This window comes from Actinomycetota bacterium, assembly GCA_013152275.1.
Classification (GTDB): domain Bacteria; phylum Actinomycetota; class Acidimicrobiia; order Spongiisociales; family UBA4744; genus BMS3Bbin01.
Genome location: JAADGS010000027.1, coordinates 15,650 through 40,512 on the forward strand (window position 1 = coordinate 15,650; position 24,863 = coordinate 40,512).

Genomic DNA, 24,863 nt, shown 5'->3' on the forward strand with positions numbered 1-24,863 from the left:
GACTGTTTTCTGTCACACCCCCACGACAGGATGGGCGGTGGAGACCGGGCTGCAAAGGAGAGAGAATCATGGCGACGAACACCGTGACGGTGATTGGCAACCTCGTCGAAGATCCGGAATTGCGCTTCACTCCCTCTGGTGTTGCGATGGCGAAGATTCGCGTAGCCGTGAATCGGCGTTGGAGGGACCAGGCCGGAGAGTGGCAAGAGCAGACGAGCTTCTTCGGTGGGACGCTGTGGCGAGAAGCGGCCGAGAATGCCGCCGAATCGTTGCAGAAGGGAGCGAGGGTGATCATCACCGGCAGTCTCGAGCAACGGCAGTGGGAAACCCAGGATGGGGAGAAGCGCTCGGTCGTGGAACTTCGCATCGAGGAAATCGGGCCTTCCCTGCGTTGGGCGACCGCTTCGGTCACAAAGACCGCACGCGACAGTGGCGACTGGGGCTCGTCACGTCCGGCGCCTGCCGCGCCCGTCGCCCGCAAGGACTACGAGCCCGACGAGGCCCCGTTTTAGAGAGGACATATGGCACAGAGAGCCAAACCGAAGCGCCGCAGGCAGTCGCAGAGCAGCCTCCGGCAACGCAAGCCGAAACCCTGCTATTTCTGCAAAGAGAAGATCGACTACATCGACTACAAAGATGTGGCGGTTCTCCGCAACTACATGTCCGACCGCGCCAAGATCAGGGCTCGGCGGGTGACCGGCAACTGCACGCAACACCAGCGCAAAGTGGCACGCGCCATCCGCAACGCCCGTGAGATGGCGCTCCTTCCCTACATCAAGCGATGAAGCTCATACTCACTTCCGAAGTTCCCGATCTGGGGGGAAAGGGTGATGTCGTCGAGGTTTCCGAAGGGTACGGGCGAAACTATCTACTTCCGAAGAACCTTGCGGTGAAAGCGACTCCCGGTGCCCTGAGCAATGCGGAGGCACTGCTCAGATCCCGGAGGGAGACGGAACGGCGCTCATTCGAGGCTGCCGAGGCAGTCGCCAAGGCTCTGGTCGGCACTCGCGTCGTAGTGGCCGCTCGCGCCGGTGACGAGGGCAAGCTGTTCGGATCCGTGTCCACAGCCGACATCGTCGAGGGTGTAAAGAAATTCACAGGGATCGAACTGGACAAGAGCCACGTGTATCTCCCCGAGCCGATCAAGAGCATCGGACTGTACGAAATACGGGTGAAGCTGCATCCGGACGTGGAGTTCCCCCTTTCTCTGGATGTGATCCCCGCGTAGAGGTGACATGACCGATCTGGACCGAATGGCCCCTTCCCCGGCAGGCGGTGTGAGCCGCAGGCTCCGGGTCGCCCCACACAATCGAGAGGCAGAGGAATCCGTTCTGGGAGCGATCATGCTCTCGTCGGAGGCCGCGAACCTCGTAATGGACAAGCTGGACCCCGACGACTTCTACATCCCGGCACACCAGGCCATCTTCGAAGTGATCGTGGACCTCTACAACGCCAACCAGCCGATCGATCCGTTGACGGTTTCGGATGCATTACACCGCAAAGGTGAGTTGGATCGGGTTGGCGGAGCGGGCTATCTGTCAGAGGTGATGGACGCCGTGCCGACGGCATCCAACATCGAGTACTACGCGAGTATCGTCGAAGAGCACGGTCTTCGACGCCGCCTCATCAGCGCAGGAGGCATGCTTGGCGATCTCGCCATCGCCACCGATGTCGCGATCACAGAAGTCCTGGATCGAGCCGAGCAGACCGTGTTCGCGGTGGCCGAGCGCCGAGTCGGAGACGGCCTCATGCCGATGAGCCCGCTGCTCCACAGCACACTCGAGACGATCGAGGAGATGGAGGCTCGGGGAACGGAACTCACGGGTCTGGCCACGGGGTTTCGCGATCTCGACAGGAAGCTTGGAGGGCTCCAGCCGGCGAACCTCGTCATCGTGGCCGCGAGACCGGCGATGGGCAAGTCCGCTTTGGCGGCCAACATCGCGACCAACGTCGCACTCGAAGGGGGCACCGTCGCCTTGTTCTCCCTCGAGATGAGTCGCGAGGAAATCGTGCAGCGGCTGTTGTGCTCGATCGGGCGGGTCGACTCGATGAAACTTCGGACCGGCCAGCTCGGCCCTCAGTTATGGCAGAAGGTCGTCCATGCGGCATCGAAGATGTACCAGGTGCCCGTCTACATCGACGACTCCGGGCAGCTCACCGTCACCGACATCCGTGCGAAGTCCCGCAGACTGAAGCGGGCACACGGTCTCGACCTGGTGATCGTCGACTATCTGCAGCTCATGCAAGGCTCCAACCGCGAGAATCGGCAGCAAGAGATCGCAGAGATCAGCCGTTCGCTCAAGAACCTGGCCCGTGAGTTGGAGGTGCCGGTGATAGCGGTGTCGCAGCTGAACCGGGGCCTGGAATCTCGGGAAGACAAACGTCCCCGCCTCGGGGACCTTCGCGAATCGGGCGCCATCGAGCAGGACTCGGACCTCGTCATGTTCATCTACCGCCATGAGTACTACCACCCGGAGGCACAGGAAACGAAGGGCCTCGCCGAGGTGATCGTCGCCAAACATCGGAGCGGGTCTACGGGCAAGGTGGACATGACCTTCCTTCCCGAGTTCACACTCTTTGCCGACCTCGGCCGCGACGTCGTCTGAGAGGCTTGCATCGCTGGCCGTGCCGGGTGCTTCGTAGTTGGTATCGGGCCTCAGATCGATGCAAGATCGCGGGGTGAGCGTCGCGGCTCCCGGCATCGGCTTCGAACGCCGCGAGAGGCGGTACACCGTCGTTGAGATGCGTGCCGTGTGTTGATCGACGGGCCCCTGGGACATTTGCGGGCGAGGCCTCGGATCGGACCGACGTGATCGCTTGGGACCTTCGGCGGATCCTGTAACCGCGTCGTCGGATAGTGTGGGGGAAACAACGAGATCATGAGGAGGATCCATGGCTATAAGGATCAACCGGGCGGCAGTGCTGGGAGCAGGCGTCATGGGCCAGGGCATCGCAGCCCACCTGGCCAACGTCGGAATACCCTCTTATCTCTTCGATATCGCACCGACCGAGCTGACCGATCAGGAGGTGAAGAAGGGTCTGACACTCGAAGATCGTGAAGTTCGCAACAGGATCTCGGCCGCCGGGTATACATCGATGATCAAGGCCAAACCGGCCTTGCTCTATCACAAGGACTTTGCACGATTCGTCACGCCCTGCAACTACGAAGACGACGCCGACAAGCTGGGGGACGTGGACTGGATCATCGAAGCGGTTGTGGAGCGGCTCGACATCAAGCAGAAGGTCTTTGCGATGGTTGACGAACGACGCAAGCCGGGAAGCATCGTCTGCTCCAATACCTCTGGTCTCTCGGTTGCGGGGATGGTCGAAGGTCGCAGCGACGACTTTCGCAAGCACTTCCTCGTGACCCACTTCTTCAATCCGGTCAGATATATGCGCCTCCTCGAGCTGGTCCCCTGCGAGGACACCGACCCGGAATTGCTGGCCGACATGGCCGCGTTCGGTGCGAACGTTCTCGGCAAGGGCATCGTCTACGGCAAGGACACTCCGAACTTCGTTGGAAACCGGATCGGCACCTTCGGCATGACGTCGGTATTCCACTGGATGAACGAGATGGGTGTTGGCGTTACCGAGGTCGACAAGATCTTTGGACCTGCAACAGGGCGTCCGAAATCAGCCGTGTTCCGAACCCTGGACGTCGTCGGTCTCGACACCATGGCCCATGTTGTGACCACGCTGGCGGAGTCTTCACCCGACGATCCGTGGCGTGAGCGATTCACCGTTCCGGACGCTCTCCGGAAACTGGTCGAAAGGGGCGATCTGGGGGAGAAGACAGGGGCCGGCTTCTACAAGAAGACTCGGGATGCGGAGGGAAAGCGCAAGATCCTCGTGCTGAACCTGGAAACCCTCGAGTATGAAGAACAGCCGAAAGTCCGGTTCGACTCCATTGCTGCAGCCAGGAAGTTCGAGACTGCGGCGGAGAGAATCCGTGAGATGGTCTGGTTCGATGACAAGGCAGGACGGCTCGCCTGGAAGGTCACGGCGGAGATGTGTATCTATTCCGCACAACTCCTGGGAGAGATCACAGACGACATCGTCAATATGGATCGGGCCCTTCGGTGGGGCTTCAACTATGAACTTGGTCCATTCGAAACGTGGGATGCGATCGGTGTCGAACGGTCGGTTCGGCGTATGCGCGAGGAAGGCATGACGGTTCCCGGTGTTGTCGAAACGCTGCTCGCCAAGGGTGATGGAACCTGGTACGTGCGTCGTGACGGCACTCTGTACTTCTGGAATGTGTTCACCGAGGAGTACGTGCCGGTTCCAGGGTTGGAAGACATCATCACGATTGCCGATCTGGAGGTGCTCGACAGCAACGAAGGGGCCACGCTGTTCGACATGGGAGACGGTGTCGGCCTGCTCGAATTCCACACGAAGATGAACTCGATCGACGCGCAGGTCATCGAGATGATGGACAAGGCGTGTGATTGGGTGAACGAAGGCAGGCTCGTCGGCCTCGTGGTCGGCAACGAGGCTGTCAACTTCTCCGTCGGAGCGAACATCGGTCTGGTGGGGATGCTCGCCATGTCGAACATGTGGGACGAACTCGAGGGTGCGGTTGAGGGCATCCAGAATGCCTATATGAAGATGAAGTACTGTGAAGGGCCCGTCGTGGCCGCTCCAAGAGGTCTGGCGCTGGGCGGTGGATGCGAAGCCGTCATGCACAGCGATGTCGTTCGGGCGTTCGCCGAGACGTACATGGGTCTTGTGGAGCTGGGGGTGGGACTCATCCCAGCGGGGGGTGGATGCAAGGAGATGGCGTTTCGGTACTACGGAAGCGTGCCGGTCGGCGTGGACACGAACATGTTCCCGTTCATGGAGAAGATCTTCAAGACGATCGGGATGGCCACCGTGTCCACGAGTGCCGAGGAAGCGCGCGACCTCGGGTACTTGCGTCCGATCGACAAGGTACACCTGAACTCCGATACTCTCCTCGCCGCCGCCAAGAAGGACGTTCTAGCGATGGTGGACACCGGGTACACGCCGCCGGCGCGGCGCACGGTCACCGTCCCCGGGAGGGATGGCGTTGCCGCCATCGAGATCGCGGCACACACGATGCGAGGCGGCGGCTACATCAGCGAGTATGACGAGCATCTGGCCAAGAGGCTTGCGTACGTGATCTGTGGTGGCGATGTCGCCCAGGGAACCGAACGGAGCGAGCAGGACTTCCTCGATCTTGAACGTGAGGTATTCCTGGAGCTGTGTCACGAAGACAAGACACTCGAACGGATTCAGCACATGTTGGCTACCGGAAAACCGCTGCGGAACTAAAGGAGCAAAGATATATGAGTACTGGAGTCGTCGTTACCCATGCCTACCGCACGGCGGTGGGTAAAGCCTACAAGGGCAGCCTTCGGGAGACTCGCCCCGATGAACTGCTCGGACTCCTGATGCAGGGGTTTGTCGAGCGGACTCCCGAGCTGGATCCGGCTGCCATCGATGATGTGATCATCGGCTGCGCGATGCCCGAAGGAGAGCAGGGAATGAACGTCGGGCGCATCGCCACACTTCGCGCCGGTCTGCCGATCGAAGTTCCTGCCATGACGATGAATCGCTTCTGCAGTTCCGGTCTGCAGACGCTGGCGTCCGGCGCTGCGCATATCGTGGCGGGCTATTCGGAGATCGTGCTGACGGGTGGCGTCGAGTCGATGACGATGGTGCCGATGGGAGGGAACAAGCCTGCACCCAATCCGTGGCTTGCCGAGCACATGCCGACCGCCTACGAATCGATGGGGATGACGAGCGAGAACGTCGCCGAGCGGTTCGGGGTCGGCCGTGATGAGCAGGATCGGTTCGCCCTCGAATCTCAGCGGCGTGCCCTTGCCGCGCAGAAGGCAGGCAGATACGCCGAGGAGATTCTCCCTGTGGAAGTTCGTCTCGGTGATCAGACGTTCCTCTTTGACACCGACGATGGGCCCCGCGAGAGCACGCTGGAGGGGTTGGCGAAGCTCCGGCCCGCCTTCAAAGTGAACGGCACGGCGACGGCGGGAAACTCGTCACAGATGTCCGACGGCGCGGCACTCGAGTTGTTGATGACTCGCGAGAAGGCAGAGGAGCTCGGATTCGAGCCTCTCGGCGAACTCGTCACGTTCCAGGTGGCCGCGGTCGATCCGGCGATCATGGGAATCGGTCCGTCCGTGGCCATTCCCAAGGCGCTCGACGCCGCCGGGCTGACATTGGACGAGATCGACCTGATCGAGCTCAACGAGGCCTTCGCCAGCCAGGCCGTGTACTGCATCCGGAAGCTCGGCATCGACCCGGAGAAGGTGAACGTCAACGGCGGCGCGATCGCCCTCGGACATCCGCTCGGTTGTACCGGAGCCAAACTGACCGCAACGTTGTTGCACGAGATGAAGCGACGCGATGCGAAGTACGGCATCGTGAGCATGTGCATTGGCGGGGGCATGGGTGCCGCGGGGATCTTCCGAAGGAGCTGAACCCTCTCTTTCTCGTCGATCCGGCCGTCGTTTCTTGCAGAGTCTTCGAGGTTTGCTCACAGGCCGCTTACATCGCAGCCACATCGTGAGAGCAGACGCAGAACCAAGGAGGTTGCAGATGCGTTTGCGAAAACTCACGATCCTGCTGTTGGCCGTCGCCCTCATCGGTGCCGTGTTGGCAGTACCCGCCCTCGCCGAAGAGACCGGTGGGAATGGCGACGCCCTTGTCTCGGGCCGAGGATGGCTCTGGGCGAAAGGTGTCGGGGAAGTACGGTTCGACATGGGCGGCCGGGTGCAGCTCCTCATCGACGGTGATGTGACGATCAGCGATTTCGCCGGTGACATGAAGGTCAAGATCATCAGCGAGGACACGTTCCGAGAGAATGGGATTGCGGTCGCCGACGAGGAGTATGTCGGCAGCGACCTGACCCTCGAAGACTTCCGCGGCTACGTCGCCGTGGAAGGCACCCACTTCCTGCTGGAGGCTCAGGGGAAGGCCAGGCTTCGAGCCCACGGCGGTGGTGTCGCGTATCTTGCGGGACGAGGCTGGTACAAGACCGACAGCGGACCGATGGTCCGGTGGATCGGCACCGGGACGGAGGTCGAACTGGCCGGATGAGTCGGTGACACGAAGGGCCCGGCCGTCAGGTCGGGCCCTCGGACTGTGTTCCTGCAGCAATGCCGGCGCCGACGACGAGTGCGACGCCGATCCACGACCACGTATTTCCGGGTTCGCGCAGGAACAAGGCAGCCCACACGACCGCCGAGGCGGGCTCCAGGTACGAGAGGATCGCGATGCTCATGACGGGCAGGGTCGCTATGAGCGACCAGTAGATCATCAACCCGACGCCGGTGAGTACGACTCCAAGGAGGACGATCTTCCACCAGTACACCGGAATCTCGGGAATCGACATGGCAGCCCAGGGTGTCATGACGAGAGCCGCGACACTCATCTGCAGGCCCGCCAGCTTGAGTCCCCCCACCTGTTGAGCGGCCGGCTTTCCGATGAGGACCATGGCGGCGAAGGTGGCCGCGGCAATGAGACCGGTGATCACGCCCTCTGCGGTGACGCCGGCACCCGGACGTGCCACCAGGATCACACCGACCAGGGCGGCCGCGAGAGCGATGATGGATCTGCGCTTGAGTGGTTCACCGAGAACTGCACGAGCCAGGGTCCCCATCGCGACAGGTCCGAGGTAGACCAACACCAGGGCCACCGCCACCGTCGTCGTCTTGATCGACCAGAAGAACGCGGCCCAGTGGATGGCCAGAAGGATCCCGATCGTGACGATCCGGCCGAGCGGGTCGGTACGTCGAAGGTGGAGCTCACCTCGGATTCCGAGGACGATGAGTACCGTGATTGCACCGAGCCAGAGCCGCAAGGCCGCGAGCTGTTCTGCGGGCAGGGAGACGGTCCGGACGATCAGGGGAATCGTGCCCCACGCCGCCGCCACGACCGCCATGGTGGCGGACGCAACGACACGAGGGCGGGCCATCAGGAGGAGGTCAGCAGAACGTGTCTGGTGGGAGACTTGGTTGACGTCGGATGTGTTCGTTCTCGGGCGAGAACGCAAACTCCCAATACGCCGCCTGGGCTCTGGTAGCAGGCCGGTCGGTATCGCGGGCCATGAAGAGCGTCGTTGTGAGGTCCATGTCTTCGATCTGGATGGGAACGACCGTCCCGGCCTTCGTGGCCTCGCAGGCAACGGACATCGAGACGAACGCAACTCCGATCTTTTCCTGTACCGCCCCGCAGATGGCTTCCGAGTTCCCGAGCACCATCACCTTCTCGAGATCGTCGATGGTCATATCGTGCCAGGAGAGCCCTTCGATCACCGCTCCGCGGGTTCCCGACTGGGACTCTCGAAGGATGAACTGACCTGCGAGTAGCTCCTTGGGTTTGAGAGGACGTTCGAGTGTCGCCCAGGGATGATCCGGCGGGACGATCAACACGATCCGATCGGTCAGGAACGGCCGGTATTCGATGCCTTTGTACGGTTCTCGGAGGCTCGTCAGTGCGAGCTGAACGTCACCTTCGCGCAGTTTCTCCAGTGCCATGTGGCGGCCGGTCACGTCACAGATGAGGCCCACTCTCGGGAAGCGCTTGTGAAAGCCGGCCATGAGTTTCGGAATGACGTACTTTCCGGCAGCCGTGCTGCACCCGAGCTTGAGCACTCCGACGATTTCTCCCTGCAACGAGGCCATCGCCTCCTCCAGGTGGATGGTGCGGTCGATGACGTCGCGGGCCATCGGGATGAGTACCCGGCCCGGGTCCGTCAGGGTGACCTGTCTGCCTGTGCGGGTGAACAGGGGGACTTTGAGTTTCTCTTCCAAAGACCGGATCTGCATCGAGATTGCAGGCTGTGAGATGCTGAGCCTTCTGGCAGCCTCGGAGAAGTTTTCGGTCTCGGCCGCGGCGAGGAAGATCTGGAGTTCTCTCGGGTTGAGCATAACCAAACTCTATCAGAAGCGAAGGGGAGAGCGCCACTTGACTTCTTGCCAACGGGCTGTGGTTGATAAGGCGTTGTATGTGGTGCCGGCTTTGCTCGATAAGTGGTTCGTGATAAACTGTGGGTGTTCGTTCGGGAATCTCGAGCGGACCGTACAGTGAACGTGGCACCCTCGGCTACCTCCCTCCCGGCTGGGGGTGCTTCGCGTTGCCCTCAAGATCCAGACCGGATCGACCGATACCTGGTGGTGAGAGTGTCCTCGATGCGCCAACAGCAAACGGAGTACCCCCTTCCTCCAACTCACCGAGGACAACGGAGGCCCCCCGAGTTCGGGGGGCCTCCGCATGCCGAGTACTCTGGCCCTCTCGTGGGGTATCTTCTGTTGACCAATGATGATGGCGCCGACTCGCCGGCCTTGCTGCCGTTTGCTCATGCGCTGCAAGAGATCGCAGAGGTCAAGGTGGTCGTTCCCGATCGCGAGCGCAGCTGGATCGGCAAGGCGATCACCAGGTTCGGGGAAATCCGGGTGCAGCGAACGGTTCTCGAAGGTGTCGAAGTGGTGGTGGCAGACGGGTTTCCTGCCGACTGCACCCAGCTTGGTGTGCATTCGTTGTTCGGGGCCCGGCCGGACATGGTCGTATCCGGTATCAACATCGGCTTGAACGACAGCCTGGCGTTCTTCCTGTCCAGCGGCACGGCCGGCGCGGCGGCCGAAGGATGGATTGCCGGTATCCCGGCATTCGCCTTCTCCACCGGGGTGACGAGTGACCATCGGTCATGGGCAAAACGCGTATGGGCGGGTGAGGACGCCGAGTTGTGGCCTCGCGCCGCCCAGATCAGTGTCGGCGTCGTAGGCGATGCCATGCGTAACGGCTACCCGAAAGGCGTCGATCTGCTCAATGTGAACTTCGGGATCGACGCGACCGTGCACTCATCCCGATTGATCACGGATCTTGCCAAACTCGGTTATGACAGCATCTTCCGAGAACGAGAACCGGGCGTGTTCGTTCACGACTTCTCCACCGGCCTCCGGTTGCGTGGCGACCTTTCGGGTACCGATGTGGAAGCGGTGGCGCGAGGCTTCGTGTCGATCACTCCGGTCCGCCTGGCGCACGCAGCCGAGATCAGCGATGAGGATCGACGTGTGTTGGAGCGGCACGACGGCTGAGCCCTACGCGAAGTCCTGGTGGATTCTGCTTGGTGTCGGTCCCCGCTGTCCCTGATACTTGCTGCCCGCCGTGCCGTAGGGGTGGTCGGCGGGTGTCGTCAACTCGTAGAAGGAGATCTGTCCGATCCTCATACCCGGGTAGATGGCGATCGGCAGCTTCGCAACGTTGGAGAGTTCGAGCGTGAGATAGCCGTCGAATCCGGGATCCACGAACCCGGCGGTCGAATGGATCAGCAGACCGAGCCGTCCGAGACTCGACTTGCCCTCGAGCCGTGCGACGACATCGTCGGCGAGACGAACTCGCTCCAGAGTGGAGCCGAGGACGAACTCGCCCGGGTGCAACATGAAGGGATCGTCGGCGCCGGTCTCCACGAGAGCGGTCAGATCCTCCTGGGCCAGTTTTGGGTCGATGTGGGAGTATCGGTGGTTCTCGAAGACCCGGAAGAACCGGTCGACCCTCAGGTCTACGCTGGAAGGCTGCACGAACGACTCGTCGAAGGGGTCGATGACGATGCGCCCCGAGTCCACGGCCTCTTTGATGGTCCTGTCTGAGAAGATCACGGCTGCCTCCTGGGGGGATGGTAGATGAGAGACGTCCCCGGGGCACCAGGACCGACGACAACGGTGCGCCATGTCCTGCGAACCCAGGGCTCAGGGGGGTCGCCACGACGCCTACGAACCCAGGGCTCAGGGGGGTCGCCACGACGCCTACGAGCCCAGGGCTCAGGGGGGTCCACGGCGCCCCTCTGTTCATACGACCGCCGAGCCACCGGTTTTCCTACCCCGGCGGGAAGAGCACGTGGACTCCGGTATCCACGGTCCACTGATCGCCGGTTTGCGTGTCGACGATGAACCGTCGACCCAGATCTTCGCTTTCGACGTAGGGAGCGTAGAGAGGCGGAACGGCGAGAGTGGCGGCCGCGTAGCGTCCATCGAATACGAGAGATGTCGTGAATGCCTGAGAGGCGATGATCGCGTCGGCGAGCACGGACCATCGATCGATTTCGGTTCCGTCGAGAGTAGACGTCAACACGATGGTCTGGGGGTTGTGCAGCGAGACGTCTGCGGTGTAGACGAACGTGGAGCCATCAGGCGAGAGAACTGCGCATCCGGATGCCTTCGGCGGCTCCAGGTGTGCCGACTGGACGAGGTCGCCGAGACCGTAGAGGTCATAGGACGTCGAGTCGCCGACCACCGAGGTGACGAGGAGCTGGTTGCCACCAACCGTGGCACAAACGATCGAAGATTCGCTTCCGTCGAGATCCACCAGGGTCCGCACCTCGCTGCTTGCAAGGTCGTAGGCGGCGAGTCGCCGTCCGTCGGTCACCAGGGCGGTGGGGGCATCGTCGATCATGGCGACACCCGCAAGGCGCCACGGATCTGCGGCAATGACTTTCTGGACCTCGACGGTGCCCGATTCGTAGGTGGCGAGACGAACACCACCGAAACCGGTGAAGAGAACCCGTCCGGCAACCGTCTGCACATCGGGAGCGTGTGAGGCGCTCGGCCATCCATACCATGTGGAGTCCGGGCCGCCGAACTGCAGGGCTCTGGACCGGACGAGCACGAAGTGAGTCGGGAGTCCATTCGGGAAGAGCCGGTCTTGTATGGATACGAGAGTGCGTCCGGGCCTACCTTCGGGTGGCAGTTCTCCAGCTGTCAAGCTGCCTTTGAACAGCACGACCGGGATCTCGGTGTCGACGGGTCCTTCGGTCGAGTCGAACCGGATGCCAAAGGTGCGGCTTTGGGGATCGAGGGTTTCGCCATCAAGGATTTCGTACGAAGCGCCGCACAGAGCGGTCTCACAGAACGGTTCCAGGAGTTCATTCCACGGTGTGGTCCAGAGATCCGGGAATCGGGCCTCGATGGCGGGGGTGGTTCCTCGGTTCACGAGGAGACTTCCTGCCACATCCCACGCGCCGTCGGCAAGGGCTGCAAGGAGATCGTCGATGATCCGTCGGGCGTCGATCTCTGCGACCATCGACTCGGGCTCGACCCTGACGCCGACGATCAAGACCTGCCGGCTGTCTCCCGGGCCTCGAACCGTCTGGATGTCGTAGATCTCCCGCATCCGTCGATGGATTCTGTCTTCGATCTGGTAATCGATGAGCAGCGAACGGAGCGGCCCGAGATTGGTCTCACCTGCAGGGATGATGTTCGGGGTCTCGGGGAGTTGGAGCTGTGCAATATCGGAGCATGCGTAGAGGCAGAGCGGAAACGTCGAGTCTGCAAAGGCCTTCGCTGCCGTATCGGTGAGGCAACCTTCCGCGCCGACACCGTTGAGGCGATCGGTGTTGAACCGTGCGATCAGTTCGTCTGCGACCCGGACATCGGGGATCCGTTCACCGGTGAGCAGCGGGGTACCGCAGAGTCCGGGCCCGGTGCGCAGCGTTGTGCTTGTCGTCGTAATCGACGAAACCGTCGTGGTCGTGGGTATCCACACGGGGCGGGGTGGTGAACAGGCGGCTGCAAGCAGCAGGAGGGCGAGAAGGGCTCGTTGCATGAGACGAACGGCAGGGTAGTAGGGGGAGGGGTCGGCTCGGTGCTTCCGGAACGAAGGAAGGTGTGTTCCTCGAGTCCCGACAGAGGCGTTCCGCCTGCGGACAACACTCCTGGCATGGAGGGGTTCGGGCCCCGGCGGGCCGAGTGTCGGCGGGTCGTCGCCCGGAAGCATGCCGGAAGTCTCAGTTTCTGGCGGTGACCTGCACGGTGGCGAAGCCGGTGATCCACGTGTCCTCGATGTGGTTCTCGATCCGGTGGACGCCGGGGGATACATCAGGAACGAGGGTTTCCGAGGAGTCGGGCAACCGAATACCGATCGCGGGAAGGGCCGTGGTTTGGCCCGGCATCACCGGAACGGTACCTGGCGATAACCCGGGCTTGTCGCGCGTGAGGAGGAAGAGCGGCTTCCGGTCCGCCCCGTTTCGGCGCCGGAATCCTGCACCGATCCCGACCATTTCTCCGGCGAGATCACCGTCGGGATCCATGGAGAGTCTTGCTCTTGTTCCTGCCACGAGCGGATTCGGTTCGAGACTCGTCTCGATCGTGGAGGTCGCGTCGCATTCGCATGCGGGAGGTGTGACACAGGCGGCGGTGGCCACATCAGCCGAACACGAGGCCGCGAGCAGTGTGAGGACGGGTGCGACTCCGGCCTGATACACGAAGCCGGGTCACGCCAGGTCGTCGCCGTGTCGAGGGTTTCCCATGCCGGTCCGCCGGCGCGGGTGGAGAGCGGGTGAGGGGAATCGAACCCCCGTTGCAAGCTTGGGAAGCTCGTGTTCTACCACTGAACTACACCCGCGAAGGTCGCAAGCTTACCCGATGAGACTGGCCACGGCCCAGACGGTGATGACCGCTCCGGCGACGAGCAGAAACCAGGCTCGGCCTACGTGCAGGCTCCCCTCTTGGCCGACCGGACCTTCGCCCCTGCTGCCTTTCACGAGGGCAAACGCATTTCCCAAGACCATTGCCAGCCCGATTGCGAGCACCAGCAGCGCAATCGTCTCATCGAGGCTGAATAGTCCTGACATGATGGACGTTACGTTAGGAGCCTGACGGCGACGAGACGAAGTCGGCGGGGTTCTACGCACTCCATCCGGCACCCGTACAATGCGGCCCATGCCGAGCAAAGGTTCCCGATCTGCGGTCATCGCCGCGCTGGTGGGCAACAGCAGCATCGCCGCTGCAAAGTTCGTTGCCGCACTCCTTACCGGGAGTGCGGGCATGCTCGCAGAGGCGTTTCATTCGGTTGCGGACACCGGAAACCAGTTGTTGCTGCTGCGGGGTCTGGCAGTGTCGCATCGTGGCCGATCCGTGGAACATCCGTTCGGGCGCGGCAAGGAGGTGTACTTCTGGAGTTTCATGGTGGCGGTCATGCTGTTCGTCGGCGGCGGCGTTCTGGCGGTTCAGCGCGGCATCCAGGCGCTGCAACATCCGCACGAGGTGACCGATTTCACGGTGAACTTCATCGTGCTCGGTGTTGCCGCCATAATCGAATCGCTGTCGTTTCGTGTGGCGCTGAGACACTTCAACAACGAACGGGGAAGCCGTGGCGTATGGCGTTCGTTGCGTGGGACCAAGGACACTGCGGTATTGGTTGTCTTGCTGGAGGACAGTGCTGCCATCGTCGGGCTTCTGGTCGCCGCGGTCGGTCTGGCACTCACGCAGATCACGGGCTCGACGATATGGGATGGACTTGCATCGATCGTCATCGGTATTCTCCTTGGCCTCGTGGCCGTGCTGCTCGCTTCAGAGACAAAGGAGTTGCTGGTCGGCGAGGCGGCGGACCGTTCGGATCGTTCCGCCGTCAGGGGGGCGGTGCTGTCGGTCGATGAGGTCGAGGGCATCGGCAGGCTGCTCACGATGCATATGGGGCCGGAAGAGGTGCTGGTGAACATCGAGGTCGACCTTCGCGACGATCTCACCGGAGAGCAGGTGGAGGCTGCAACGAGACGGATCGAAACGGCCATCCGGGGCGTCCTTCCCGAAGCAGGTGACATCTTCGTGGAGTCGATCCATGTCTGAAGCCTCGGCTCCGGGATCATCGGGGAATCTGGGCCCCGGATTCGACACCCTCGCACTGGCCGTGGAGCTTCGCTGCCGAGTCGATGCGGTTCCGGCCGATGCGTGGAAGATCAGTCATGTCGGTGTACATCGACCGGAGCATGGCGATGCCGTTCTTGCAGCGGCGCGTCTCGCCGTCGGGGATCGATCGCCGCTCCTGCTGACGGTCCGCAACGAGATTCCGATCGGTCGGGGATTGGGTTCCTCCGCGGCCGTGGCAGCAGCAGGCGCCGCGGCAGCGTGGCGCGCGGTCGGGCACACACCGGCGCTGTCGGAGCTATTCGGCATCGCGACGGAGATCGACGGTCACCCCGACAATGCGGCGGCCTCGGTCTACGGAGGTCTCGTCTCGGTGACGACAGAGGGAAACGTTCTTCGGCTCGCTCTGCATGAGAGCATCGAGTTGGTGATCGGAGTTCCCCGGGAGACGTTGGCGACGAAGGAGGCAAGGAAGGTGTTGCCGGACACGATCGATCGCAATGTGGGGGTGCGGAGCCTGCAGAGGATCGTTGCGTTGGTCGAGGGCCTGCGGACGGGTGATGCCGCGACACTGTCCGCCGCCGCAGGCGACGAGCTTCACGAATCGCCGCGTGCGCGTCTGAACCCCCGGGCGGAGCGACTGATCGATGCGGCACGACGCGCCGGAGCACTCCATGCGTGCTGGAGTGGTGCCGGTCCTTCCGTGCTCGCGCTCACGGCTGCCGGCAGCCGCACGGCGGTGGTCGATGCGATGCGTGTCGAGCTCGGAATCGACGGCGTCGTGCTGACACCGGAGGTGGCGTTTGACGGGGTGAAGGAGATGGGCTGACAGGCTCCGGCTTGCGCTCGGACGTCGGAGCGTGCATGCTATTGGTCTCAACGCTCAGAGGTTCACATGGGTTCGCTGATCAAGAAGCGGCGCAAGAAGATGTCGAAACACAAGTACCGCAAGCGCCGCAAGGCCAATCGGCACAAGAAGAAGTAGCGACGCGGCGGCGTTCACGCCGCCGGTTCGTCCCGCGAGGTCCGGCAAGGCCGGACCTCATCGCGTAGTCGCTCTCAGACGTGTCGTCGCGTGCGACGCTTCGCTCCCATGCCCCGGATGTCGCCGGTCCTGTTGGGTGATCAGACCGAGAATCCTTGGCGGACTCCAGCGATGATTGCCCCACCCATCACGATGATCGCTATGACGGCCAGGATCAGCCCGACGAGGGTGATGATTCCGTAGAGGGTGAAGAGAGTCTTGAGCTTTGTCTGTGATACGAGGAAGCGGTCGACGTTCCCCGTCGAGTGTGCATCTTCTGCGGCGCCGGCGGACTGCCAAAGAAGGACGCCAATCCATATGGGAAGCCACGCCACGATGATGCCCACGATGGTGAGGGCGTAGAGCGCTCCGCCGCCGATCGACAGCACGGCGAGGAGTTTCATCCAGCCTTTTGCCTCGAAGAGCGGTCTGGCCGCATCCTGAACACGTAGTGTCGACGGGGGTGGCGCTGCCGGCGGTTGGGCCGGTGGTCCGAATCCTTCCGGGTAGGTCATGAGTTCTCCCTCTCGTTCTCCGTCACCGTAGCGGATAGATCCCCTCTCGTCTCTGCCGGCCACGGATAGTGCTGCCGGCAGAGACGAGAACATTCAGGGCCGGAACCGGCGAAGCCTCAGTGAGTTGGTCACCACCGAGACACTCGATGAGGCCATCGCCGCTGCAGCGAGAACCGGGCTGATGATGCCGGCCGCCGCCAGGGGAATCATGGCAGTGTTGTAGATGAACGCCCAGAAGAGGTTCTGCTTGATCGTGCGGAACGTTGTCCGAGCCAGGCTCATCGCGGTGCCGGCGAGTGCGGGGTCGCCGGACATCAAGATTACGTCACCGGCCTCGATAGCTATGTCGGTCCCTGTTCCGATGGCCATTCCCAGATCTGCCTGGGTGAGTGCCGGGGCATCGTTGATGCCGTCACCGATGAACGCGACCGTCATGCCTTGGGATTGGTAATGCTCGACGCGGGCGGCCTTGTCGCCGGGCATGACCTCGGCTACGACGTCGTCGATGCCGAGCGAACGGCCGATCGCATCGGCGGTCGTCCGGTTGTCGCCGGTGATCATTGCCACGCGGGTGCCCATCTGCTTGAGGTTCCGGATCGTGTCTCTTGCGGTCGGCCTGACGGTGTCGGCGACTGCGATCGCTCCACGGGTCAGACCGTCCCAGGCCACGAAGAAGACGGTTCTTGCATCCTTCTCGAGGTCGGCGGCCTTCGTGAGTAGAGACGTATCGATGTCGAGACCGAGGTCTGCGAACAGGGCTCGTCTGCCCACGACGACATCGTGGCCGTCAACGGTCCCCTGGACCCCCCGGCCGGGGTGATTCACAAACTGCGCCGGTCGTTCCAGCGTCACCTCGCGTTCTTCGGCACCAAGCGCGACCGCTCGGGCGATGGGATGCTCGGACGCGGCCTCGATGGAACCGGCGAGCCGCAGGAACGTGTTCTCATCCTCGGTGGTGATGACGTCTGTCAACTCCATGAGCCCGTGCGTGAGGGTTCCGGTCTTGTCGAACATCACCAGGTCTACGTTCTTGGATCGCTCGAAGACCTCCGCTCCCTTGAAGACCACGCCGAGCTCGGCGCCCTTTCCGGAGCCCACCATGATGGCGGTGGGGGTGGCGAGGCCCAGTGCGCACGGGCAGGCGACGACGAGAACGGCGACACCGGTGATCACCGCTTTCGAGATGCCGCCGCCGGCGATGATCCACCCGACGGCGGTGAGCAGGGCGATACCCATGACGATGGGAACGAACAAGCCGGCGATCTTGTCTGCGAGCTTCTGGACGGGGGCCTTGGACGCTTGGGCGTCCTCCACGAGCGCCACGATCTGCGACAGGGCCGTATCGGCACCAACGCGAGTTGCCCGCACGATCAGGTTTCCCTGCTGGTTGATCGTTGCACCGAACACGTTCGCTCCGGGAGCCTTGTCCACGGGAACCGATTCGCCGGTGAGCATGCTCTCATCGATGGAAGACCGGCCATCGGTGATCACACCGTCGGTCGGAATCTTCTCCCCAGGCTTGACGATCATCAGGTCTCCGGCGGTGATGTCTTCGATCGGAATCAGTGTCTCTGTGCCGTTTCGCACGACCCTGGCCTGTTTCGCTCCGAGTTCCAGCAGTTTGCCGATGGCAGAGGAAGCGCGTCCCTTGGATCGAGCCTCGAAGAAACGACCGAGCAGAATCAGGGAGATGATGATGCCGGCGGTGTCGAAGAAGAGCGGTTGACCGGCGAAGAATGCCCAGACCGAGTATCCCCATGCAGCGAGCGTCCCAACCGAGACGAGCGTGTCCATGTTCGCGTCGAAACCGCGCAGCCGCTTGGCTGCGACACGGTGGAACTGCCAGCCGAAGACGAACTCCACGATCGTGGCGAGTCCCCACTGCAGGAGGCCGTTCGTTCTCGACTGCGGGACGAGCCATGCGAGGAGGATGAGAGGAATCGTGAAGAGCACCGCCCCGATGAAGTTGCGCCGCTGGTAGCGTTCCTCGTCGCTGTAGCGCTCCACGATGTCCACGCGTTCCATGTCGGGGGTCTTCTCCGAGATCTCATATCCGATCTTCTCGACTGCCCGGATGAGCCCGGAAACGTCGACGTCGGGCGTAGTGGTGACCCTTGCTTCTTGACCTGCGTAGTTCACGACTGCCGTCGCGACACCTTCTTGTCTGGACAAGATGCGTTCGATACGGAGGGCGCACGAAGCACAGGTCATACCCTCGACATCGAAAGTGATCTGATCTGGAGGGAAGGTTCGAGTATCGGTGTCAGTGGCCATCGACGCTGTAGCCCTGATCCTCGATGGCCCCCACGATGGTGCCGAGAGTCAGCGTTGCATCGTCCCATGTGATATCGACGGTGCGCGGTTCGATGTGCACTTCTACCTTTTCGACGCCTGGGAGCCCGCCGATGGCGCCTTCGATCGACGTTTTGCAGTGGCCGCAGGAGATGTCGGGAACGTTCAAGGTCATGGTGGTCATTGGATCTCCTGGTCGAGTTGGGGTGCCGGTCCGGTGACCGCTTCGGTGTATTTCATCGTCTCCATCAGCTCGTCGACGATTTCGTCGGCACGGTTCTCCCGTACGGCATCCGCGAAACAGGTCTCGAGATGATTCTGGAGCACGATCCTGTTCACTCGTTCGAGCGATGCCTGGAGTGCTGAAACCTGTTTCATCACGTCTGGGCAGTATCGATCTCCTTCGACCATCGCGATGACTCCATCGAGGTGCCCTCTGATCGTCTTGAGCCGGTTGAGCGCTTTGTGCTTGTGATCCGCCTTCATGGCACAACACCCTACCAGGGCCCACCCGGGGTGGGGTGGGGACAATCTGGCAAGGGTGAGGCCCCGGAGGAGGGGACGTCCGGGGCCTCGGATCGGCGCCTGCGTGGAGGGGGTGGCGCCGCGATGGGAGGGGATTCAGGTGCTTTCGGGGACGACACGTCCTCGGACTCTCGGGAACCTGACGGGGGCGTGGGCAAAGCAGTACTCGCGCCGGTTGTACATGGAGAGGCGAGTGTGGCAGCCCTTGTGGGCGCATACCCGATTCTCTCCGTACTTGCGGGAAGGACGGATTCCGCCCTTCAGTCTTGCGCCTTTCAATGTATCTGTCATGCCGGCCTCCATCCTCGAACTTCTGTCAACGTTCGTGATCCGGGTTTTGTTCCCGGTACATTACCCGGATCCCCGAGGGTTTCACCTATTAAGACGTTGGCAATGGTGGTTTTGTTCCCTGATCTTTCGCGTTCTCGAGAATCATGCCTCGACCTCTGTTAATCAGTGTGCCCTATGAAGATGAACACGGCGTGAAGGCTTCCTAAGCATTTGGTGAGAACGCTCAGAGTGATGTGTGGGTGCCGGGTTTCGGTCATCGTCGGCTGATGCTGCGCCGTCTTGTCGGGAACGTTCCGACGACCGACGACCGACGACCGACGAGGCACTACCGTCTTGTTCATGGATACCGATCTGCGCAATAAGGGAGTTCTCGTCACTGGTGGTGCGGGAGGAATCGGACAGGCCGTGGTCCGGGCATTCGCCTCCGAGGGAGCGAAGGTGGCGATCCATTATCTGACTTCGGAAGCTCCGGCACTGGCGCTTGCCGCAGAGGTGGGCGGAGTTGCGCTCGGAGCAGATCTGCGGCTCGAGGAGGAAGCGGACGAACTCGTGCCGCGTGCTGCGCAGGCATTGGGCCGTGTCGATGTCTGTGTTGCCAATGCCGGTGTGTGGCCATCCGAGGATCTCCGCCTCTGGGATCTGCCGTTGGCCAGATGGGAAGAGACCATGAGCGCAAACCTCACGGCAACCTTCCTCACGTTGCGGGCGTTCCTCCGTCACGCCGAGAAGACGCACACGGGGAGCATCGTGATGGTCGGCTCGACGGCCGGCATATTCGGAGAGGCCGGCCACGTGGACTATGCGGCTGCAAAGGGCGCCATCATGACGGGGCTTCTGCTCAGCGCCAAGAATGAGGCGGCTCGGATCGGTGTCAGGGTGAACGCCGTCGCTCCCGGATGGACGGTCACGCCGATGACCACGGAAGCTCGAAAGGACCCGGCGCTCGAACGGCGGGTGACGTCGACGATGGCACTCAAGAAACTCGGGACGCCGGAGGATGTCGCTGCACAGATCGTCATCCTCGCCTCCGATAAGGTTTCCGGCCATGTCACCGGTCAGGTCGTCATGGTTGCGGGAGGCATGGAAGGCAGGCTTCTTCGGGACTGAATGACGTCGTCAGACCTTACGTCCTTCTACCCAGGTGGAGAGCACCCTTGCCTGGCGAAGTTCTGTGGGCGAGGCTGTCACGGGGTCACGATCGACGATGATGAAATCCGCCGGACTGCCCGGGGAGAGGGGCTCCGGTTCACCGAGAAGGCGGGCCGCGTCGTCGGTGAAGAGAGCGAGCGCCTGGTTGGCGGTGAGCGACTCTTCCGGCCAGAAACCGGCCCGATCTCGAGCTGCCGCCATACCGGCGAAGGGGCTCGGTGATTCCACTGGCGCGTCCGAACCACCTGCCAGATGGATTCCATCCCGTGCCATCGTCGCAAATCGGTACGTGCACGCCGCCCGGCGTGTGCCGAGGCGTTGTTCCAGCCAGGGTCCATCGGATGGTACGAACGCCGGCTGGATACACGCGCCAACGCCGGTTTCTGCCATGCGCCGCAGGTCGTTCCCTTGCAACATCGAAGCATGCTCCATGCGAAGTCGAGATGGATCGGCACCTTGGTCGATGAGCGATTCGAACACGTCGAGGACGTGGGATGTGGCACGATCGCCGATCGCGTGGATGGCAACGGATCCGTCGAGAGCAAGCGCTGCGTGAGCTCGCTCCAGTGTCTCGGAACGGTTCAGCATGAGGAGAGTGCCGGAGTCTTTCGGCCGGTCTGCATACGGGGCCTGTAGCGCCGCCGTGTGCCCTCCGAGGCTTCCGTCTGCAAACTCTTTGGCGCCTCCGAAACGCAGGCGGGATGAGGTCCTGTCGATCTGACGTGCTGCCGTCTCGAGATCCTTCGATGTGGGGGCAATCACAAAGGCGCAAACACGCAGGGGGAGGTCTGAAGCGATGTCGGCGAGTATCTCGAGTTCGTTTCCCGACGTCCAGACGCCGCCGGAGACGTCGACGATCCCGCCGAGCGATGTGAGCCCGAGACGAGCAAGATGGCGCATCGTTTCGAGAAGGGCACTCGTGTCGACGGGAGGCATCTTCAGAACCGACGCCACGAGCCCGATCGCCGCCTCCCGCAAGACCCCGTTTGGATTCCCGTCTGTGTCACGATCGAAAGAGCCTCCGACAGGATTTGAGGCGTCCGGTCCTATCCCTGCCGCCTCGAGCGCTGCGGTATTCACCACCGCGATGTGGCCGCAGACTCGAGCGAGAAACACCGGACGCTCTGCGATCACGGTGTCCAGGTCGTGCCTGGTCGGTAGGCGCCGATCGGAGAAGCGTTCCTCGTCGAGGCGGTTTCCGATCAGTGCCCAACCGCCGTCAAGGTGGGCGTCGGCGTCTGCGAGTACCGACAACAACGTCGAGATATCCGGGACTCCGTCGAGGAGGAGGCCTCCTTTGGCGGATGCGTAGCCGACAGGATGGATGTGGGCGTCATGGAGGCCTGGGAGGAGCGCTCCGCCGGAGAAGTGCTCCTCCGGGATGTCTCTCGATCGCAATCGGTCGGCTTGGCCGAGTTCGACGACCTTTCCTTCGTGGACGAGAACGGCATCCCCGGAGACCCCGCGCGCCGTTCGAACCAGATCGGCCACGAAGAGACGCATCAGTGTGGGAATTCCCACACGAGTTCGCTCATCGGCTTCCTGCCGGCATATGCGCGCCGAGATCGTGAGACTCGTTCACGCTCCGCGTCTTCGTAGCCGAAGGCGATCGCGTACCGGCAGACATGGCCGTCGGGTAGGTGGAGGGTACGGCGGCTGCATTCGCCGTCGTGCAGCGTTACCGGGCACGACGCAATTCCCAGGGCTGCGGCGGCCAGCATCATGTTCTGTGCCACCCGCCCGATATCGAACTCGTAGCCGTCCGGGAGTCGAATCAGCGCTATGCCAAAGGTTGCGTTGCGGAGGGGTGTCGTGTAGTTGCCGCACGCCGAGATCGCCTCGCGCGCGGCTTCATCCCGCAGTGGGACGAACGCCCAGCGCTGTGTGTTCTTGGCGCTGCCCGTCCAGCGACCCGCCTCGAGGATGCGATCTATGTCCTGATCGGGGATGGGGTCTGTGGTGAATTGTCGGACGGCTCTGAGTCCCGTGATCAGTGCATATGGGTTCGTGAGATGAGCCATGTGCGCAAACTCCTCATTGCTGGCTTACGAAACGGAATCTACCCTCGGTCCGGAGAGCGACGCGTCGATGAGCGTGCGCCATTCGGCATGCATGGCTGCATTGGATGCGATGAAGTGGGCGTCCAACGGGGTGGAGGGGTCCCCGGTTCTGTTCGTCACGACGCCACCCGCCTCTCGCACGAGGAGAAGTCCTGCGGCGACATCCCACGGGGCGAGGTCCAGTTCCCAGAACGCGTCGTATCGACCTGCAGCGAGCCATGTGAGGTCCAGTGATGCGGTCCCCATGCGCCGAAGCCCTTGGATACGGGCCAGCACGGCGCCGAGTGTTCGTGCATATTCGTCTGCGCGTTCACGACGATCGTATGGAAAACCCGTTGCGACGATGGCTTTGTCGAGTGTCTTCGTGGGCGACACCGTGAGACGCCGATCGTTCAGCCACGCTCCGCCTCCCGCCATGGCGTGGAATACCTCTTGCCGAAACACGTCGAGAACGACACCGACCAGGGGCCGCCCACCTTCATAGAGAGCGACGGAGACGGCGACATGCGGCACGCCGTGCACGAAGTTTACGGTGCCGTCGAGCGGATCGACGATCCACATCCGCTCGGTATTCTCGAGGTCGCCACCTTCTTCCTCGCCGAGGAACGCGTCGCCGGGCCGTTCCCGGGACACGAGCGTCCGAATACGTTCCTCGGATTCTCGATCTGCGGCCGTGACCGGATTGACCTTGCCTTTGTAGTCGACCGACGTCAGGTGTCCGAAGAGACGTCGGATCGCCGACGCCCCTTCGCTCGCCGCCGCTCGCGCAAGTTGGAGATCGTTCATGGTCGTGGACTCTAGGAGCCCGTCGGCCGATGCATGGCATGGGTTTCGAAGACCCTGGGTCACCAGGCACGTGTCGTCGTTTCGTCAGAGGAGCGACGTCCGCTCCGGGGTCTTGCGGCGACGCAGGTCACGGTACCCGATACGAAGTACCGGGTACCGTGGGCGAAGCGGGCCTGTGTGTCGCCTCCTGCAGCCGATCCAGGGGTCGTGACCCCTGCCGGGGGCAGGTCGGCCCTGTGGATCGTTACCGGCTCTCGTACGCGAAGAGCCCTGCCTCGATCGTGTCGATTGCTTGATCCAGCTCCTCGATCGTGGTGATGAGCGGGGGGATGAATCTGATCACGTTTCCATCGGGGCCGCACGAGATGATGATCAGTTCATGCTCCAACCCGAACCGTGCGAGGAACTGCATCGCTTCCGCGTCGGGCTCTCTGGTGTCACGATCCTTGACCAACTCGACACCGATCATCAAACCGAGTCCGCGCACATCACCGATCGTGGGATGTTCTATCTGCGCCTTACGGAAACGTTCGAATGCGTGAGCAGAGAGATCTCGAGCATGCGGGAGGAGACCCTCCATGACCTCGAGGCCGGCCACCGATGCGGCACATGCCACCGGATTCCCACCGAAGGTCGTACCGTGAGCGCCGACGGGCCATGCGTTCATGACTTCCCGAGAAGCTCCGTACGCCGAGAGCGGCATTCCGTTTGCGATGCCCTTGCCGAGCACGATGATGTCGGGATCGATCCCGAAATGCTCAGAGGCGAACCAGTTCGCCGTGCGGCCGAAACCTGTCTGGACTTCGTCGAACACCAGCATGATGCCGTGCTCGTCTGCCATCTCTCGGAGTGCTCGGAGGAAGGGCTCGGGAGCGGGGTAGTAGCCACCTTCTCCTTGCACGGGCTCGACGAGGAACGCGGCGATGGTCTTCGGGAGGACCTCGTGCTTGAACATTCTCTGCAGTTCGTCCAAGGAGAGTTTCGTCGCCTCCTCCTCGGTCATTCCCCAGCGATAAGGGTGTGGAAACGGGGCGACCCACACCGAACCGAGGATCGGGTGATAGCCGTCCCGATACTTCGCGTTCGAGGTCGTATAGGAGACCGATCCCATCGTTCGACCGTGGAACGCGCCCCGAAACACGACTACACCCTGACGTTTCGTCGTGTACTTGGCGAGTTTGACCGCGGCTTCGACGGCTTCGGCGCCTGAGTTCGCGAAACCGAACATCTCGATGCCATCGGGGGTGATCTCACGAAGTCGTTCCGCTGCGCGGACGATGGAGTCATATCGAAAAACGCAGCCGGCGTGGGTCAGCTTGTCAAGTTGCTCTTTGGCGGCTGCCACGATGACCGGATGGCTATGCCCGAGATTGGCGACGGCGGTTCCGCACGCGAAGTCGGCATAGCGGTTGCCGTCGGTGTCGTATACCCAGAGGCCCTCGGCGTGGTCTGCGTGGATGTCGGTGTCAAAGGCGAGGACGGGGGCGACGGAAGAGGCGAAACGGTCGAGAAAGTCGTTCATTGAGGTTCCTTTCAGCAGTGGCAGCGGATCTGGAGAGGATCGCTACAAAGGAACGGCAAACAGCGCGGCCCTTGCGAGACG

27 protein-coding genes and 1 tRNA gene are annotated in these 24,863 nt (G+C 62.4%); 12 read left to right on the forward strand and 16 right to left on the reverse strand.

Features of this window, described 5'->3' with window-relative positions; all coding sequences use genetic code 11:
* Positions 1 to 68 precede the first annotated feature (68 nt).
* From ssb to GXP34_03900, 7 genes are all read left to right on the forward strand, one after another.
* A complete protein-coding gene (gene ssb, locus GXP34_03870; protein NOY55104.1) occupies positions 69 to 512 on the forward strand; it encodes a single-stranded DNA-binding protein in 444 nt (147 codons plus the stop codon).
* 9 nt (positions 513 to 521) lie between these two features.
* Entirely contained in the window at positions 522 to 785 is a 264-nt protein-coding gene (rpsR, locus tag GXP34_03875) for a 30S ribosomal protein S18 (GenBank protein ID NOY55105.1), read from the forward strand.
* Positions 782 to 1,228, forward strand: coding sequence for a 50S ribosomal protein L9 (rplI, locus tag GXP34_03880; protein ID NOY55106.1), 447 nt, complete (start codon positions 782 to 784; stop codon positions 1,226 to 1,228). The genes rpsR and rplI overlap by 4 nt, the downstream gene beginning before the upstream one ends.
* A gap of 25 nt (positions 1,229 to 1,253) precedes the next feature.
* Complete coding sequence (gene dnaB / locus GXP34_03885) at positions 1,254 to 2,606, forward strand: replicative DNA helicase (protein ID NOY55107.1); 1,353 nt, start codon at positions 1,254 to 1,256, stop codon at positions 2,604 to 2,606.
* A 286-nt stretch (positions 2,607 to 2,892) separates the two neighbouring features.
* The gene (locus GXP34_03890; GenBank protein ID NOY55108.1) at positions 2,893 to 5,292 is read left to right on the forward strand and encodes a 3-hydroxyacyl-CoA dehydrogenase/enoyl-CoA hydratase family protein; all 2,400 of its coding nucleotides are present in this window, start codon (positions 2,893 to 2,895) and stop codon (positions 5,290 to 5,292) included.
* A 14-nt stretch (positions 5,293 to 5,306) separates the two neighbouring features.
* Positions 5,307 to 6,458, forward strand: a complete 1,152-nt coding sequence (locus tag GXP34_03895) for a thiolase family protein (GenBank protein ID NOY55109.1) — start codon at positions 5,307 to 5,309, stop codon at positions 6,456 to 6,458.
* A 118-nt stretch (positions 6,459 to 6,576) separates the two neighbouring features.
* On the forward strand, positions 6,577 to 7,077 hold the full coding sequence (locus tag GXP34_03900; protein NOY55110.1) for a hypothetical protein: 501 nt from the start codon (positions 6,577 to 6,579) through the stop codon (positions 7,075 to 7,077).
* 25 nt (positions 7,078 to 7,102) lie between these two features.
* Here GXP34_03900 and GXP34_03905 read toward each other — a convergent pair whose 3' ends face one another.
* Together GXP34_03905 and GXP34_03910 are read right to left on the reverse strand one after the other, a co-directional pair.
* Entirely contained in the window at positions 7,103 to 7,954 is an 852-nt protein-coding gene (locus tag GXP34_03905; GenBank protein ID NOY55111.1) for an EamA family transporter, read from the reverse strand.
* 10 nt (positions 7,955 to 7,964) lie between these two features.
* Positions 7,965 to 8,909 (reverse strand): LysR family transcriptional regulator, encoded by a 945-nt coding sequence (locus GXP34_03910; protein ID NOY55112.1) that lies wholly within the window; start codon positions 8,907 to 8,909, stop codon positions 7,965 to 7,967.
* A gap of 366 nt (positions 8,910 to 9,275) precedes the next feature.
* On the opposite strand from GXP34_03910, the gene surE reads away from it, so the two are divergent.
* Positions 9,276 to 10,076: a 5'/3'-nucleotidase SurE gene (surE, locus tag GXP34_03915; protein NOY55113.1), complete on the forward strand. Its 801-nt coding sequence runs from the start codon at positions 9,276 to 9,278 to the stop codon at positions 10,074 to 10,076.
* A gap of 3 nt (positions 10,077 to 10,079) precedes the next feature.
* Here surE and GXP34_03920 read toward each other — a convergent pair whose 3' ends face one another.
* From GXP34_03920 to GXP34_03940, 5 genes are all read right to left on the reverse strand, one after another.
* Complete coding sequence (locus GXP34_03920) at positions 10,080 to 10,637, reverse strand: dCTP deaminase (GenBank protein NOY55114.1); 558 nt, start codon at positions 10,635 to 10,637, stop codon at positions 10,080 to 10,082.
* Between the two features lie 217 nt (positions 10,638 to 10,854).
* Positions 10,855 to 12,579 (reverse strand): hypothetical protein, encoded by a 1,725-nt coding sequence (locus GXP34_03925; protein NOY55115.1) that lies wholly within the window; start codon positions 12,577 to 12,579, stop codon positions 10,855 to 10,857.
* Between the two features lie 181 nt (positions 12,580 to 12,760).
* On the reverse strand, positions 12,761 to 12,925 hold the full coding sequence (locus GXP34_03930; GenBank protein ID NOY55116.1) for a hypothetical protein: 165 nt from the start codon (positions 12,923 to 12,925) through the stop codon (positions 12,761 to 12,763).
* A gap of 381 nt (positions 12,926 to 13,306) precedes the next feature.
* Positions 13,307 to 13,377, reverse strand: a tRNA-Gly gene (locus GXP34_03935).
* A 13-nt stretch (positions 13,378 to 13,390) separates the two neighbouring features.
* Entirely contained in the window at positions 13,391 to 13,606 is a 216-nt protein-coding gene (locus GXP34_03940) for a hypothetical protein (protein NOY55117.1), read from the reverse strand.
* 88 nt (positions 13,607 to 13,694) lie between these two features.
* Between GXP34_03940 and GXP34_03945 the strand changes: the two genes are divergently transcribed.
* From GXP34_03945 to GXP34_03955, 3 genes are all read left to right on the forward strand, one after another.
* Positions 13,695 to 14,600 (forward strand): cation diffusion facilitator family transporter, encoded by a 906-nt coding sequence (locus GXP34_03945; protein NOY55118.1) that lies wholly within the window; start codon positions 13,695 to 13,697, stop codon positions 14,598 to 14,600.
* Complete coding sequence (locus tag GXP34_03950) at positions 14,593 to 15,447, forward strand: homoserine kinase (protein ID NOY55119.1); 855 nt, start codon at positions 14,593 to 14,595, stop codon at positions 15,445 to 15,447. Before GXP34_03945 ends, GXP34_03950 begins: the two co-directional genes overlap by 8 nt.
* A 66-nt stretch (positions 15,448 to 15,513) precedes the next feature.
* Complete coding sequence (locus tag GXP34_03955) at positions 15,514 to 15,603, forward strand: AURKAIP1/COX24 domain-containing protein (GenBank protein ID NOY55120.1); 90 nt, start codon at positions 15,514 to 15,516, stop codon at positions 15,601 to 15,603.
* Between the two features lie 140 nt (positions 15,604 to 15,743).
* Here GXP34_03955 and GXP34_03960 read toward each other — a convergent pair whose 3' ends face one another.
* From GXP34_03960 to GXP34_03980, 5 genes are all read right to left on the reverse strand, one after another.
* Positions 15,744 to 16,157 carry a DUF5362 domain-containing protein gene (locus GXP34_03960; protein ID NOY55121.1) on the reverse strand — a complete coding sequence of 138 codons (414 nt, stop codon included), beginning with the start codon at positions 16,155 to 16,157 and terminating at the stop codon, positions 15,744 to 15,746.
* Positions 16,158 to 16,250: 93 nt separating this feature from the next.
* On the reverse strand, positions 16,251 to 18,431 hold the full coding sequence (locus GXP34_03965; protein NOY55122.1) for a copper-translocating P-type ATPase: 2,181 nt from the start codon (positions 18,429 to 18,431) through the stop codon (positions 16,251 to 16,253).
* A complete protein-coding gene (locus GXP34_03970) occupies positions 18,421 to 18,633 on the reverse strand; it encodes a heavy-metal-associated domain-containing protein (protein ID NOY55123.1) in 213 nt (70 codons plus the stop codon). Before GXP34_03970 ends, GXP34_03965 begins: the two co-directional genes overlap by 11 nt.
* Entirely contained in the window at positions 18,630 to 18,935 is a 306-nt protein-coding gene (locus tag GXP34_03975) for a metal-sensitive transcriptional regulator (GenBank protein NOY55124.1), read from the reverse strand. Before GXP34_03975 ends, GXP34_03970 begins: the two co-directional genes overlap by 4 nt.
* 135 nt (positions 18,936 to 19,070) lie before the next feature.
* Entirely contained in the window at positions 19,071 to 19,265 is a 195-nt protein-coding gene (locus GXP34_03980) for a hypothetical protein (GenBank protein NOY55125.1), read from the reverse strand.
* A 339-nt stretch (positions 19,266 to 19,604) separates the two neighbouring features.
* Here GXP34_03980 and GXP34_03985 point away from each other — a divergent pair, with 339 nt between their 5' ends.
* Entirely contained in the window at positions 19,605 to 20,372 is a 768-nt protein-coding gene (locus GXP34_03985) for an SDR family oxidoreductase (protein NOY55126.1), read from the forward strand.
* Positions 20,373 to 20,381: 9 nt separating this feature from the next.
* On the opposite strand, the gene GXP34_03990 is transcribed toward GXP34_03985, so the two are convergent.
* The 4 genes from GXP34_03990 to GXP34_04005 form a co-directional block, all read right to left on the reverse strand.
* The gene (locus tag GXP34_03990; GenBank protein ID NOY55127.1) at positions 20,382 to 21,935 is read right to left on the reverse strand and encodes an amidohydrolase; all 1,554 of its coding nucleotides are present in this window, start codon (positions 21,933 to 21,935) and stop codon (positions 20,382 to 20,384) included.
* Positions 21,917 to 22,435 carry a nitroreductase gene (locus GXP34_03995; protein ID NOY55128.1) on the reverse strand — a complete coding sequence of 173 codons (519 nt, stop codon included), beginning with the start codon at positions 22,433 to 22,435 and terminating at the stop codon, positions 21,917 to 21,919. The genes GXP34_03990 and GXP34_03995 overlap by 19 nt, the downstream gene beginning before the upstream one ends.
* 24 nt (positions 22,436 to 22,459) lie before the next feature.
* Positions 22,460 to 23,260, reverse strand: a complete 801-nt coding sequence (locus GXP34_04000) for an inositol monophosphatase (GenBank protein NOY55129.1) — start codon at positions 23,258 to 23,260, stop codon at positions 22,460 to 22,462.
* Positions 23,261 to 23,504: 244 nt separating this feature from the next.
* Entirely contained in the window at positions 23,505 to 24,782 is a 1,278-nt protein-coding gene (locus GXP34_04005; protein ID NOY55130.1) for an aminotransferase class III-fold pyridoxal phosphate-dependent enzyme, read from the reverse strand.
* Positions 24,783 to 24,863: the final 81 nt, after the last annotated feature.

Excerpts from the sequence above, each read along its gene's own strand:
- ssb (NOY55104.1), top strand. The coding sequence starts at position 69 with ATGGCGACGAACACCGTGACGGTGATTGGCAACCTCGTCGAAGATCCG.
- rpsR (NOY55105.1), top strand. The coding sequence starts at position 522 with ATGGCACAGAGAGCCAAACCGAAGCGCCGCAGGCAGTCGCAGAGCAGC.
- rplI (NOY55106.1), top strand. The coding sequence starts at position 782 with ATGAAGCTCATACTCACTTCCGAAGTTCCCGATCTGGGGGGAAAGGGT.
- dnaB (NOY55107.1), top strand. The coding sequence starts at position 1,254 with ATGGCCCCTTCCCCGGCAGGCGGTGTGAGCCGCAGGCTCCGGGTCGCC.
- GXP34_03890 (NOY55108.1), top strand. The coding sequence starts at position 2,893 with ATGGCTATAAGGATCAACCGGGCGGCAGTGCTGGGAGCAGGCGTCATG.
- GXP34_03895 (NOY55109.1), top strand. The coding sequence starts at position 5,307 with ATGAGTACTGGAGTCGTCGTTACCCATGCCTACCGCACGGCGGTGGGT.
- GXP34_03900 (NOY55110.1), top strand. The coding sequence starts at position 6,577 with ATGCGTTTGCGAAAACTCACGATCCTGCTGTTGGCCGTCGCCCTCATC.
- GXP34_03905 (NOY55111.1), bottom strand. The coding sequence starts at position 7,954 with ATGGCCCGCCCTCGTGTCGTTGCGTCCGCCACCATGGCGGTCGTGGCG.
- GXP34_03910 (NOY55112.1), bottom strand. The coding sequence starts at position 8,909 with ATGCTCAACCCGAGAGAACTCCAGATCTTCCTCGCCGCGGCCGAGACC.
- GXP34_03925 (NOY55115.1), bottom strand. The coding sequence starts at position 12,579 with ATGCAACGAGCCCTTCTCGCCCTCCTGCTGCTTGCAGCCGCCTGTTCA.
- GXP34_03930 (NOY55116.1), bottom strand. The coding sequence starts at position 12,925 with ATGCCGGGCCAAACCACGGCCCTTCCCGCGATCGGTATTCGGTTGCCC.
- GXP34_03940 (NOY55117.1), bottom strand. The coding sequence starts at position 13,606 with ATGTCAGGACTATTCAGCCTCGATGAGACGATTGCGCTGCTGGTGCTC.
- GXP34_03945 (NOY55118.1), top strand. The coding sequence starts at position 13,695 with ATGCCGAGCAAAGGTTCCCGATCTGCGGTCATCGCCGCGCTGGTGGGC.
- GXP34_03950 (NOY55119.1), top strand. The coding sequence starts at position 14,593 with ATGTCTGAAGCCTCGGCTCCGGGATCATCGGGGAATCTGGGCCCCGGA.
- GXP34_03955 (NOY55120.1), top strand. The coding sequence starts at position 15,514 with ATGGGTTCGCTGATCAAGAAGCGGCGCAAGAAGATGTCGAAACACAAG.
- GXP34_03960 (NOY55121.1), bottom strand. The coding sequence starts at position 16,157 with ATGACCTACCCGGAAGGATTCGGACCACCGGCCCAACCGCCGGCAGCG.
- GXP34_03965 (NOY55122.1), bottom strand. The coding sequence starts at position 18,431 with ATGGCCACTGACACCGATACTCGAACCTTCCCTCCAGATCAGATCACT.
- GXP34_03970 (NOY55123.1), bottom strand. The coding sequence starts at position 18,633 with ATGACCACCATGACCTTGAACGTTCCCGACATCTCCTGCGGCCACTGC.
- GXP34_03975 (NOY55124.1), bottom strand. The coding sequence starts at position 18,935 with ATGAAGGCGGATCACAAGCACAAAGCGCTCAACCGGCTCAAGACGATC.
- GXP34_03980 (NOY55125.1), bottom strand. The coding sequence starts at position 19,265 with ATGACAGATACATTGAAAGGCGCAAGACTGAAGGGCGGAATCCGTCCT.
- GXP34_03985 (NOY55126.1), top strand. The coding sequence starts at position 19,605 with ATGGATACCGATCTGCGCAATAAGGGAGTTCTCGTCACTGGTGGTGCG.
- GXP34_03995 (NOY55128.1), bottom strand. The coding sequence starts at position 22,435 with ATGGCTCATCTCACGAACCCATATGCACTGATCACGGGACTCAGAGCC.
- GXP34_04000 (NOY55129.1), bottom strand. The coding sequence starts at position 23,260 with ATGAACGATCTCCAACTTGCGCGAGCGGCGGCGAGCGAAGGGGCGTCG.
- GXP34_04005 (NOY55130.1), bottom strand. The coding sequence starts at position 24,782 with ATGAACGACTTTCTCGACCGTTTCGCCTCTTCCGTCGCCCCCGTCCTC.